The organism is Clostridium chromiireducens, from assembly GCF_003575225.1.
Lineage (GTDB): Bacteria > Bacillota > Clostridia > Clostridiales > Clostridiaceae > Clostridium > Clostridium chromiireducens.
On record NZ_QXDJ01000004.1, the window covers coordinates 399176 to 412811 of the forward strand.

At 32.3% G+C, this 13636-nt stretch carries 9 protein-coding genes; 1 reads left to right on the forward strand and 8 read right to left on the reverse strand.

The window, feature by feature from the left end:
- The first annotated feature begins 8 nt into the window (after positions 1-8).
- The gene (locus D2A34_RS17675; RefSeq protein WP_119367446.1) at positions 9-917 is read left to right on the forward strand and encodes a DMT family transporter; all 909 of its coding nucleotides are present in this window, start codon (positions 9-11) and stop codon (positions 915-917) included.
- A gap of 106 nt (positions 918-1023) precedes the next feature.
- On the opposite strand, the gene D2A34_RS17680 is transcribed toward D2A34_RS17675, so the two are convergent.
- The 8 genes from D2A34_RS17680 to D2A34_RS17715 all read right to left on the reverse strand — a co-directional run bounded on the left by D2A34_RS17680 (position 1024) and on the right by D2A34_RS17715 (position 13590).
- Positions 1024-3129, reverse strand: a complete 2106-nt coding sequence (locus D2A34_RS17680) for an alpha-glucuronidase family glycosyl hydrolase (RefSeq protein WP_119367447.1) — start codon at positions 3127-3129, stop codon at positions 1024-1026.
- Positions 3130-3150: 21 nt separating this feature from the next.
- Positions 3151-4788: a mannitol dehydrogenase family protein gene (locus D2A34_RS17685; protein WP_341467261.1), complete on the reverse strand. Its 1638-nt coding sequence runs from the start codon at positions 4786-4788 to the stop codon at positions 3151-3153.
- Between the two features lie 102 nt (positions 4789-4890).
- Positions 4891-5964 carry a mannonate dehydratase gene (gene uxuA, locus D2A34_RS17690; protein WP_119367573.1) on the reverse strand — a complete coding sequence of 358 codons (1074 nt, stop codon included), beginning with the start codon at positions 5962-5964 and terminating at the stop codon, positions 4891-4893.
- A 171-nt stretch (positions 5965-6135) separates the two neighbouring features.
- Positions 6136-8109 (reverse strand): hypothetical protein, encoded by a 1974-nt coding sequence (locus tag D2A34_RS17695; protein WP_119367448.1) that lies wholly within the window; start codon positions 8107-8109, stop codon positions 6136-6138.
- Positions 8110-8115: 6 nt separating this feature from the next.
- Positions 8116-8955 (reverse strand): carbohydrate ABC transporter permease, encoded by an 840-nt coding sequence (locus D2A34_RS17700; RefSeq protein WP_017209431.1) that lies wholly within the window; start codon positions 8953-8955, stop codon positions 8116-8118.
- On the reverse strand, positions 8955-9890 hold the full coding sequence (locus tag D2A34_RS17705; protein ID WP_079441159.1) for a carbohydrate ABC transporter permease: 936 nt from the start codon (positions 9888-9890) through the stop codon (positions 8955-8957). The genes D2A34_RS17700 and D2A34_RS17705 overlap by 1 nt, the downstream gene beginning before the upstream one ends.
- A 172-nt stretch (positions 9891-10062) precedes the next feature.
- The gene (locus D2A34_RS17710; RefSeq protein ID WP_119367449.1) at positions 10063-11391 is read right to left on the reverse strand and encodes an ABC transporter substrate-binding protein; all 1329 of its coding nucleotides are present in this window, start codon (positions 11389-11391) and stop codon (positions 10063-10065) included.
- A 483-nt stretch (positions 11392-11874) separates the two neighbouring features.
- The gene (locus tag D2A34_RS17715) at positions 11875-13590 is read right to left on the reverse strand and encodes a methyl-accepting chemotaxis protein (protein ID WP_119367450.1); all 1716 of its coding nucleotides are present in this window, start codon (positions 13588-13590) and stop codon (positions 11875-11877) included.
- Positions 13591-13636 lie beyond the last annotated feature (46 nt).

Genomic DNA, 13636 nt, shown 5'->3' on the forward strand with positions numbered 1-13636 from the left:
GTAGTTTTATGAAAAAAATGAGAGGTGAATTAATTTTATTGCTTTCTGCTATGTTATGGGGAACCTGCTTTGTATTTCAGAAAATGGGTATGGACTATATTGGACCATACACCTTAGGAACATTTCGTTTCCTAATTGGAGCATTGGCGCTAATCCCATTTATGTTTATTTTTGATCATATTAAGCATAAGAAAAGTCCGGATACACAAAAAATGCGCCTAAAATTCATGGATAAGCAGCTTTTTATTGGTGGAATATTGTGTGGCACTGCTCTATTTGCTGCTGCCTCACTTCAACAGATTGGTCTTAAATATACAACTGCAGGAAAAGCAGGATTTATAACCTCCCTAGAAATTGTATTAGTCGCTGCCATAATAATTTTTGTAAGCAGAAAAGTGCAAATTAATATAATTATTGGTGTGTTTTTAGCAGTAATTGGAATGTATCTGCTTTGCATGGTGGAAGGATTTTACTTGGGGAAGGGTGATTTATATGAACTAGCAGGTGTTTTTTTCTGGGCTATGCAGATACTTGCTATAGATAAATACTCTAAAAATGTGGATGGAATCAAACTTTCCTTTGTCCAGTTTATAACAACTGGAATTTTATCTTGTGTATTTATGTTTCTTTTCGAAACTCCTCATCTGGATGATTTAAAAAATGGTACAATTCCAATTTTATATACTTCTATTATTGAAGTTGCAGTAGCATATACACTTCAAATAATTGGCCAAAAGTATACACCTCCAATCTCTGCTGCAATTATATTGAGCTTAGAATCTGTATTTTCAGTAATCAGTGGAGCGGTTATGCTTGGTGAAAAAATGTCCTTTAGGGAAGTTACTGGATGCATATTCATGTTTGCAGCTATAATAGTTTCTCAACTGCCAGATCGAAGTGCAAAATTAGACAATTAGTAAGATAAAACATTGTTATAGATATTCTCCTAGGTTAAATTCACAAGAGAATATCTATAATAAATTTAAAAATTGTATTTTTAGCACTAGTGCTTTTCATTCTATTTTAGTATATTTTTCTTTTCTTCTCATCCTCTATTCCAGACATTCTATAAAAATATGTGTTAACTTGATCTCTCCAATCTCTAGCGCTATTTAATTGTATATTAAGTCGTTCAAGTACGTGTTCATATACTTTTTCATCAATAATGCCTTTCAACTCCTTCCATTTATTAGCAAATACTTCTACTGCTTCGAACCCTTCAAAATGTGTATCATAGATATGCTGAATTACTGTTTTTCCAGATTTCAATACATGAGTATAAGGCACATGATGGAAAAATAATAGCAATTCATCCGGACACGCCTCTAAGTCATTATATTGACTCTTAAGTGGTTCATTATATTGTCCTGCATAACCTGTCCCACTTTCTAAAGTACGATCAATTCCAATCCCTCTGCAGTCTGCTCTATGATAAGTTCCCCAAGGTGAAAATTCATATCCATCAACATCTGGTCCATAATGATGCCCTGCTGCTACCATCCAGCCTATGCCAAGTGGTGATGTATACTTTTCATAAGCATCCCAAGAATTCATTAATATATCTTTCACGTTTTTCACAACTATTGGATTATGGCCAAAAGTAAGGCTGATCCATTCTTCTACAATCTCTTCACTACTAATATCGCTATTCCAAGCAAGACGTCCATATCCATAAAGATTAGCTTGAGCTAAAAAATGGCCTGTCCAATTTTCATCGTTTCCTACATTAACTATTGCTGCAATTCCATCAATTCTATTAGCTACACTGCTTTCATTTGTCTTGCCATGATTTGCATACGTTGGAGTGCTCAATATCTCTTTCCACCAAGGAATTAAAAAGCATACATGTTTTTGTTGACCTGTATATTCTTGAGTTATTTGAAATTCCATTAATTTATTTGTTTTGTCCATTACTCCAAATAGTGGTGATATTGGTTCTCTAACTTGGAAGTCCATTGGACCGTTTTTAATTTGAAGGTATACATTATCTAAAAATTGTCCATCTAATGGCGTAAAGCAATCATATGCAGCCTTAGCTCTATCTATTGAGTGATCTCGCCAATCTTGTTTGCAGTTATATACAAAACATCTCCATATTAATCTTCCTCCATATGGTGAAAGTGCACTTGCAAGCATATTTGCTCCATCTGCATGATTACGTCCATAAGTGAAGGGACCTGGTCTTCCTTCCGAATCTGCTTTTACCATAAATCCACCTAGATTTGGAATTGCACTATATACATACTCTGTTTTTCTCTTCCACCATTTTATAACATCATTATCTAATGGATCTGAAGTTTGTAGATCTCCAAGGGTAATTGGCGCTGCAAAATTAATACTTAGGTAAGTTTTAATACCCCATCTATCAAATATTTCGCTAATAGTTTTTACAATATTAATTTTATTGTCTATTAAGTAAGTTTCTGCTGCATGAACATTAGTATTATTTATAATAGCTCCATTAATTCCAACAGAAGAAAGCATTCTTGCATAATCATTAATCCTATCTAAATCAGATGCTACCTTATAATCGTCATTAAAAGCTTTTCTTAGTGCATTATTAGTTGCTGTTATGCCGCCTATTACATCCATAACATCTTTCATAATATCTTTGTTTCGGCAGCTTTCAAATAGTACAGAAGCACCTGCAAAGCCACGCTCAATAGTTCCATCCATGTTATCCCAATGATTTATGATCCTTATAGCTTTCTTTGGATTATCTATAATTTGTATGCCTTCAAGCTGCTTATTTTGTTCAAACAAACGTAATAATGCAAATACTCCATAAAGAATACCAATATCGCTATTAGCTAAAACACTTATACATTTTTCTTTCTCACTAATAATCTCATGTTTTATCTTATATCCGTCATTAATTAAGGCGTCATCTTGTACTTTCTCTAATTTTATGTACTCAATACCCTTAACATCTTTTTCATTTTCATAAATTGCTTGAGATTTATTATTGCTGATTTGTTCAAATGCTCTCCTAATTTCAGATAAAGCAGAATCTATAATTTCACTTTTATACAAAACCAAAATATTTTCAAGATATTTTTTATATTTGCTATTTTCACTCTTACTGTGACTTAACCATCCTAAATATAATTTACTTTTCTTATTTATCATAACAATATCAACTCTTCTTTCTTAATATAAATTACATTGGTTATATTTCAACTTATTTCTTAAAGTTACTCTTACTGAACCCTTGGCCTCTACCATTTCCTCAAAATATGTTTCTACTAATTTTCCTAAACCAACTTCATATAAATTCACTCCAAAAATCTTCTCATTTGAAAGAATCGGTTTTAATTTCTCATGAAATGGTCCCTTTTGTCCAAGCCTAATTCCATCAAGATGTTCTCTTAAAGTCGCTAGCATTGGATCAGGGCTAATTTCAAATTTATTTCCATTGTCATCAACACCTAGTAAATATCTACACCAGCCTGCAATTACTAAAGGAATAAACTTCAATTCACTTACCTCTAGTTTCGGATTATTTATATATGCCTTAATTGTTTCTCCGAAACGTATAGGCATCTTTTGTGAAGTATCTGTAGCAATTCTTTGAGGTGTATCCGGCATAAAAGGATTTGGTATTCTCTTAGTTAAAACTTCATCTATAAAAGCTTTTGGACTTATAATTTTAGGGTCAACAACTACTGGAAGTCCTTCTAAGTATCCAACCTTTTCTACTAGGGCCTTTAATTCTGGTGCTTCCATTTCTTTATAAATCTTAGTATAAGATAATAAACATCCAAATACAGCTAATGCAGTGTGTAGTGGATTTAAACACGTACAAACCTTCATCTTTTCCACTCTGTCTACTGTATTTCTATCAGTAAACTTAACTCCAGCCTCTTCAAGACATGGCCTTCCATTTGGAAAAGTATCTTCAATTACTAAATATTCAGCTTCTTCTGCATTTGTAAAGGAAGCTACATAAGTATTTTTAGAAGTTACTATAGGCTCTGCATCTAAAAAGCCACTGTCTATAAGCATATTTTTTACACCATCATCTGGTCTTGGTGTAATTTTATCGATCATGGACCAAGGAAATGATACGCAGCTTGGATCATTAATATAATCTAAAAAACCGTCTTCTGCTTTTCCATTATCAGTCCATTTTTCTGCAAAAGTACTAACTGCATTGTATAATTTTGTACCGTTATGAGAGCAGTTATCCATACTTACTAACGCAATTGGACTCTTTCCGTTAAGATATCTTTCATAACATAAAGCAGTCATCTTACCAATATAACTCTTAGGCTTGCTTGGACCGTTATTAAAATCTTCAACTACTTCCGAAATAAAATTTTCATCTTTGTCAACAAGACTGTATCCCTTTTCTGTTATAGTAAAACTCACCATCTGTAAGGAAGGATTTCTAAAAATTTCTTTTAATCTCTCGAAGTCATTTACATTATCACTATTAACAGTAAGAGATTCGACAATACTTCCAATAACTGTTTTTTCAATGTTTCCATCAGCCTTTAAAATTACCATTAAACTTAAGTCATCATGCTTTTTGTTTATTTTTTCTATGATTTCATAATCATATCCCTCAGCCACAATGATTCCTTTGTCTGTTTTCCCTTCATTCAAAAGATTTTGCTGCAATGCTGCTGGAAATGATCTGAAAATATTCCCGGCTCCAAAATGAATCCAAGTAGGATTTTCTTTTGTATTATTTATAACTGTCCTTCTATCAAATTTAGGGAGATTAAATCCGTTCTTCTCCCACTCTTCTTTATTAATAATTCCGCTACTGTTTAACTCCAACATTTATTTCACCCACCTATTTTACTAGTTATAAATACTTAATTATATTAATAACCGAAATAACAGTATAGCTGTCCTTTCGGTTATCTCCACATCCTCAAGTATTTATTTTAATGGAATTGACTTCTGTAAACTTTCTAAAATTCCATTTAAATATGTCACTCCAAGTGCTCTATCATAAAGTCCATATCCTGGCATAGCTACTTCTCCCCAAATTGCACGTCCATGATCTGGTCTTACAATTCCTTTAAACCCTATTTCATATAAGGCTTTCATAATTTCATACATATCTAAAGATCCATCAGAGGATAGATGTGCAGCTTCATCAAATTTTCCTGGAGCATAGTGTTTAATATTTCTAACATGAGCAAAATGAATTTTTCCCTTTAATGCTCTTATAATATCTGGAATGTCATTATTCATATTTGAGCCTAAAGATCCCGTACATAACGTAACTCCATTACATGGACTATCTACCATAGTTACTAGTCTCAATAGATTCTCTTTACATGTCATGATTCTTGGTAATCCAAATACTGGCCATGCTGGATCATCTGGATGTATTGCCATCTTTATATTGTACTTCTCACAGGTTGGCATGATTGCTTCTAAGAAATATTTTAAATTACTAAATAATTTCTCATTATCTACATCCTTATACATTTCAAATAATTCTTTAATTCTAGCCATACGTTCAGGCTCCCAGCCTGGAAGCATAAAGCCATTAGATTTTGAATCCATTGAAGATAATAAATTCTCAGGATTAATTTTATCAGCAAGTTCTTGGTCATAAGATAACACTGTTGAACCGTCAGGTCTTACTTTAGCAAGGTCAGATCTAGTCCAATCAAATACTGGCATAAAGTTATAACAAACAACATCAATACCTTCTTGCCCTAATCTATCTAAAGTAGTAATATAATTAGCTATATATTTATCTCTATCTGGTGTGCCTACTTTAATCGAATCATGTATATTAACACTTTCTATACCTGCTACTCTAAGACCAGCCGCCTCCACTTCAGCTTTCATGGCTTTAATTCTCTCATGAGGCCAAACCTCTCCTGGCATTGTATCGTATAAAGTTGTTACAACACCTGTAACTCCTGGAATTTGTCTAATTTGCTCCAGTGTTACTGAATCCGCTTCTTTTCCAAACCATCTTAATGTCATTTCCATATATTTCTCACCTTTTCTTTGTTTATTTTTGTATGTTAAATCCGACATTAAATATTCTCTATTACTTCTTATTTATTTTCAAATCTTAATTTATTAATATCCTGTTAACCGAAATGATTCAATCGTTTATTAATTTAATTGATTAGAACTTATATGCATTATAAACTCTTTCTATTCGAAACATTTATCCCAATAATATCCTGAAAGACCATCTATAATGGATCCACTTGCCCATGGCATTAGGCAAAACCACGTACTAGCAAGAGAGCCGTCACTATATTTTTCTGACACTAGCCCTTCACAATGGCAGAATCTCTCAGACATCCAACCTTTTTTCCCATAATCATATTCTCTATCATATGTGTTATAGGTCTGACATCCCCAGCCTATTACATCCATCATACGATTTCTTACATATTTATCTTTACTATTCTCTACAAAATACAGCAATTCGTCTACAAGATTACTTGACATTGGATGAATATGAGGATTAGCAATGGATGTCACACTTCCTCCACAGCTGGACCATCCAATTCTACTAAGTGGATCTATTTTGATAGGAGAATTATAGCAAAACTTAAAAGAAAACTCATAACATATTGCATCTCGCATGTGTTCTAAATATTGATTTTCACCAGTTAATGTATGTATGAATTTAACTGCTTTTATATATGCTAAAATCCCCTCAGAATCAGTAGCCTTATCTGTATCGAGCGGTGCTCCATAACATTCCATACGCTTAATGTATTCCTCATAATAATGCTTTTCACTTTTCCTTAAGCTCTCTATATGTGATTTGTCTCCTGTTAGATAGCAATAATATCCCAATGCAGCCATACACCATGTGCCGCTAAACGAATCGTATTCAATACCTGCTCCAGTTTTCTCTGATAAAATAAAAGGATATTCTTCATCAGTATTTTTTGTCTTTTCAACTTTCATAAGAACTTCTTTTACAAATACCATCCAATCCTCATGAAGGCAGTTTTTAAGTCTCTTTTCATAATCATAAGCCCTAAGAATATAAAATAGTGACTGTCCTATTAAGTAGGAACTATGTCCTGGTGTATGCATCCCATCAAACCACCATCCATTAACTGACCATTTTCCATCACTATAAGCCTCATAAGGAAGCCCATTAGCAGGGTTTAGGGAGTTTTTTATAATATTTTCTATGCAGGATAGTGCCTGCTGACGCATACACTCATCCTCAAGCCGCAAAGCTGCCATCAACATAGGTGTTGCTACTGATAACCCATTAGTCCAAGTAATCGATATAATTTTGTTATATCTGTATCCTCCAGCATTCTTATCTTCAAAAACCTGACCAGAATAACTTAACTCTTCTGGAAGCCATGCATCTTGATAAACAGCACAGGCCAAATCAGCAACTGTCGTTCTTATATCGCTGGCATTTCTTGGATTCTGATGATAATGATAATATACCTCTTCAATCACAGCATTAACATCCAGCATTGTTTTAGAGTCAAATTCGTATAAATCCAATGTGAATTCAACAGTCTCCCCAGGCTCCAATTCAAAACAATTCTCACCTAGTGGTGCTCTTTCTCTAACATCATGTGATTTTATAAATAGCCATGGTGCATTTTCATAACCCAATGTATAGCCTACAGTTCCTTTAGATAGTGAACATGTATATCCTGCATATTGATAAAATTCACCTTCAACTTCAGGTTTCCATTGCTGTTTTATTCCACTTTTACTTATGAAATATGGGCTCGCACTAAATCCGTATATTTTATCACTGTCATATACCAAGGCTACTGGATGTGATAACCTGTCGCCTCTTACCATCCACCAAGGTGAGGATGGGCGCTTCGTCTCCTCTCTAAGTCTTGGAAACTCATTAGGAACATTCTGTGGACACTCACCACGATTTCTACTATACATAAATGCTGGCATGAAATAGCGTGGATTTACTTTATTGAATGGCAATTCAACATGAATAACTCCATACCACTTTGTATTATTTTCGTTATTAATCAATACTTTTGCATGAAATGGGTTCTTTATACTCCCATTTCCGCCTAATATCTCTACAGAAGCATTTAATCCCTGTTCATGCAATGTTAGATAATCAGTATTCTCTTGTTCCTTACTTCTTGCCGTCATGATAAATTCCATAATAACTTATCCCTTCATGCCTGTTGTAGCAATTCCTTCTACAAAATGTTTCTGAGCAAAGAAGAATATTAGTATACAAGGTAATATACTTACTAGTGCCATAGCCATTATCTGATTCCAGTTAACTGAAGCTGATGCATCAAGAGATACCCTAAGTGCTAAAGGCAACGTTAACTTGTTAACACTATTAATATAAACTAAGGAATTGAAGAAATCATTCCATGTCCACATAAATTGAAATATTCCTGCTGAAAATAATGCTGGTTTACTTAGAGGCAGCATAATCCTTAAAAAAATTGTAAAGGAATTACAGCCATCAATTGTTGCCGCTTCATCCAATTCTCTCGGAACACCTCTAAAAAACTGAACTAACATAAAGATAAAAAATGGATATCCGGCAAAAATCGCAGGTACAATAAATGGATTATAACTATCAATCCAGCCTAAATCCCTAAATAGCATATATTTAGGAATGATAACAACCGCATTTGGTAGCATCAGTGTAGATATCATCAGAGCAAATAATATCTTTTTAAATGGAAACTTAAATCTTGCAAAACCGTAAGCTACCACAGCACTTGAAATTACCGTAAATAATACAGTTGGTATAACAAGTTTTATTGTATTAAGGAAAAATGTACTATATCCATATTGTCCACTTCCCTTCCATCCTTGTATATATGAATCCCATGTAAATGCTTTAGGAAGTAATGATGCCGAACCAAATAATTCATCATTACTTTTAAATGAAGCAAAGAAAAGCCATACAACTGGATAAATCATGATTATTCCGACTACTACTAAAATTACATATCTTAGAATTGTGCTTCTTGACTTTTTATTCATTAAAACTCTCCTCCATCATCGTAATAAACCCATTTCTTTGAAGATTTAAATATTATAAGTGTGAAAACTAATATTATTAAAAATAGAATCCAAGATAAGGCAGATGCATATCCCATTTTAAAATATCTGAAAGCTTCTAAATACAACTTCATTCCATATAAATAAGTTGATTGCATAGGACCTCCACCTGTTATTACAAAAGCGGATGTGAACTCTTGGAAAGCTCCAACTAATTGCATAATAACGTTAAAAAATACTATTGGTGTTAACATTGGTATAGTAATTGTAAAGAACATTCTAATTTTTGATGCTCCATCCATTATTCCAGCTTCGTATAGTTCTGCAGGTATCTGCTTTAAGCCCGCAAGAAACAACACCATAGATGAACCAAACTGCCAAACAGTAAGTATATCTATTGTGAATAACGCTAAACTAGGACTACCAATCCAATCAAGAGGTGGTATTGAGAATATAGATAAAATCTGATTTATTGTACCTTCTTTCATGAACAAGAAACGCCATAATACAGATACTGCTACACTTCCTCCAAGTATGGATGGAATATAATATATAGTCCTAAAAGCATTTATAAATTTTAATTTTGAGTTTAATATCATTGCAATCAGTAATGCAAACGCTAATTTTGCAGGAACGGATGTAAATACATATACAATTGTTACACTTAAGGATTTCCAAAACTCTGGATCCACTGTAAATATACGTATATAATTATCTAAACCAACAAATTTAGGGTTTCCACCTAAACTTAAATTAGTAAATGAATAATAAAATGATGAAACTAAAGGATATAGCTGAAAACCAAGAAAACCTAATAGCCATGGGGATATGTATAATAATCCCGTGTATTTTTTCAATGTCTTACTTCTTTTATGGTGAAGACCACTTTTTAATTCTATTGCTGTATTTTGTTCCACGTAAAAACCTCCTACCTTTACTTTATATTAATCTCTTACAATGCTAATTATTTATGAATAGATGAGCTCCAGCACAATATATTAATCTTTCATTAGAAACAACCAATAATAAATGAGGTTAATCTCTATGCTGAAGCTTCTAATCACAACATTGCCATGTATTTAAATTAAACTAGTTTGCAGCACTCTTTAATTCTTTTAGCTTACTTTCATAAAGTTTAATCATGTCATCTGCTGCTTGGTCAGGTGTAAACTTCTTATATGCAACATTTTCAATTTCAGTTAATAAAATATTTCTTAATTCTGAATTACTAGATACCCCATTGTATATTAACCCTGGATTTTTTGTTGCTGCCTCAACAGCTTTTACTGCTAATGGATTTACTTTATTCGCATCCAATGCAGCTTTTCTTGAAGCTTCTACAGGAGGAATAGATCTAACATCCCCTAATACTTTAGCTGCTTCCTTATCGTTGAAGAAAAAGTTCATGAATTTTGCTGCTTCTTTTGCGTTAGGAGATTTTTTATTAATACAAAGTAAAGTCGCAGGTCTTACTACTATCCCTGAACTTTTCGCATCTTTAGGTACTGGATATAATGTAACATCCGCACTATCTCCTAAAGTACCACTAAGTACTCCTATACCAGCTGCCCAACTAATAGCACTACCAAATTGCTTATTTATCCATGCAGTATTTTGCTCTGGTTTAGATTTAAATGTAAAACTTTGCTCTGCTGGTTGTACAATTCCTTCATCAAATAACTTTCTTTCAAGTTCAAAGGCTTGAGTAAGTGTAGCTTTATCAAATCCCATTGTATAATCATCTTTTACCCATTGCTGACCTGTTTTTTGAATAACATATGGCATAATAATAAAATCTAAAAAGTTATTTTGTTCTGCATTTAATAAATAATTGCTACTATTTTGTGCATGAACTTTCTTTCCTTCTTCAATTAATTTGTCCCAATCTAAATCTTTAGTTATATCAGCATTTGCAGCCTTTAAAATATCCTTATTGTAAACTACAGTTAATGCATTTAATCCCATTGGTAATCCTTGAATTTTTCCATTAAGTGTACAATAACCATCTAAGAATTTTTTATCAAACCCGCTCATATCAACTATGTCTTTAAACTCATTTAAATCGTAAAACATTTCTCCTTGTTTGGCATAATCATAAATCCATGGGTTGTCCACTTGAATAAGATCTGGTGCAGTACCACCGCCTAACTGAGTTGATAACTTATCTTGATATCCATCAACTCCACCATATTCTGCCTCTATCTTTACATTTGGATTTTGTTTCATATACAAATCTATTGCTTCTAAAGTTGCCTTATGACGTACATCACTTCCCCACCAAGAAAATCTTAGAGTTACTTGATCTCCTTTACTGCTATCTTTGGCAGTTTCTTTTGAAGCATTTCCACAACCTACAAATATAGATGTAGCTATTGAAATAGCACATAATATACTAATGATTTTTTTTCTGTTTTTCATAAATTTCCTCCTAATTTATATAGTGCTATACACACTAATAATTTCACTATTGCTGCAGCTTTAATGTTATTCTATCATACGTGTAATTCTTTACATAAGTGACCTATTATTATAAATGGTATCTTTATAACAGAACTTCTTTACAATTAAATTTAAAAGGTATCTTTATCTTATAAAAAGCATCTTTCTCTTATGATTAGAATCACTTTCTTATGATTTTAATTTCTATCAATTCAATAACCTTAAATTATGTAGACAATCTTTGAATTCAGTAATAAAAGAAATCAACTTATTAAGCTTAACATTAAAATACCCCCTTTTATAGAGACAGTTTTATTAATTAAACTATCTGCTATATAAGGGAGCATATAAATCTAAAATTTCCGTGAGATTCATGGTGGATACTAAATAGCTCTTAAATTTCCACCAAGATATGTATAAGACATCTTAAGGTAGGCTATATTTTTATGTAGTTTGGATTTTTTACAATTTAAATTTTTCTACCATGTTAATTAATTTTTGTGCGAGTTCTGCTTGGCTTTGTGCTGATTTAGCAACATCATTAACAGCAAGAGTAACCTCATTAACACTATTTGATATATCTTCTGAACTTGCAGCTGATTCTTCTGCAGTTCCAGATACATTTTGAACAGCATATGATATTTGTTCAACTAATTCATTCATTTGATTAGATGACTTGGAAATTTCAACAATGATATCATTTACAAGATTTGCATCTTCCTCATACTGAATGCCTGTTTTATTAAGAAATTCATAATTTGATTTCACATTATTATCAATGAAGTTAAGTACATCTTGGCCACTTTTTGATAATTTTGTTACTGCTACTTGCACTTGATTTACCATAGCATGAATATTCATTACTGCTTCTGAAGATTGCTCTGCTAGTTTTCTTACTTCATCAGCAACTACTGCAAAACCTTTCCCATGTTCCCCAGCTCTTGCAGCTTCAATTGCTGCATTTAATGCTAACAGATTAGTTTGCTCTGCAATACTTCCAATAGAATCTGCAATCATTTTAACTTCATCTACTACTTTTGCTTCTTCAATAGCATTTAAAATTTGTGAGCGATTTTCCATATATATTACATTACTTTCCTTTATCTCATTTATTGCCTTATCTTTTATGTAAAATGCACGTTTTTTAATATCATTTACTGTGGCACTTGCATCGCTGGCTCTATTTGCAAGTCCACTGGTGTTTGAAGTAATTTCTTCTGTCGATGCACTTACTTCTTCTGCTGTTGAACTTAAATCCTGTACTCCTCTTGATATTTGTTCGGTTGATTCATTTACTGATTCCATTTTAGAAGAAACCTCTTCAACTGTGGCTGATAATTCTTCACTTGTTGCACTCATATCACTTGCACTATTCATTATTTCACTTATTAGATTTTTTATATTATTATTAGCATTATTTAATGCTATAGAAAGATTTCCGAACTCATCGTTAGAATTAATTCTTATTGATTGGGTTAAATCGCCACTACCAATTGCTTCTGCAAAATTTAAAACTTTTTTTATCTGCTTAGATATCCATATAGCTATCAAAGTTCCTAACATAATTGCTATAATTAGGTTTAAAGCTCCTATTGTAATTACCTTATGTATGGAACTCTGGTAAGTTAAATTATTTTCTTTGTATAGATTATCAGCTTGATCTGTATTAATTCTAATTAGATTGCCTAAGTGATTATATAAAGCTGTCTTCACTGGACCTAAATTAAGATATTGATCATCAGCTTCATTATAATTATTTTCATCTGCATATTTGATAATTTGTTCACATGCATTTTTATAAAGTTTTATATCATCTTTTAATAAAGCCAATGCTTCTTTTTCTTCATCAGATAATATTGCTTTTTCATAGTTTTCTATAATTTCTGCATTTTCTTCATACAATCTATTAACTTCTTTTTTAGTTGCTTCATTTTGATTATTTATATTTCTCTGAGCATCAATTTTTAAAATATCAAAACGAATATCCGCTATATTCTGCCTAATAGTTGTTAGCTGTTTTACTGACTCAAGATTATAATTATGCATTTTATCGGCATTAGATTTAATTTCTCTCATATTTATTATTCCAATACTGCCTACTAAAACAATAAATAATGATACTAAAACAAATGTAGATATTAATTTTTGTATGGTTTTTAGATTTGTAAACCACTTCACAAAATATCCCTCCATATTCTTTCTTGTATTATTTTGCGCAATGATG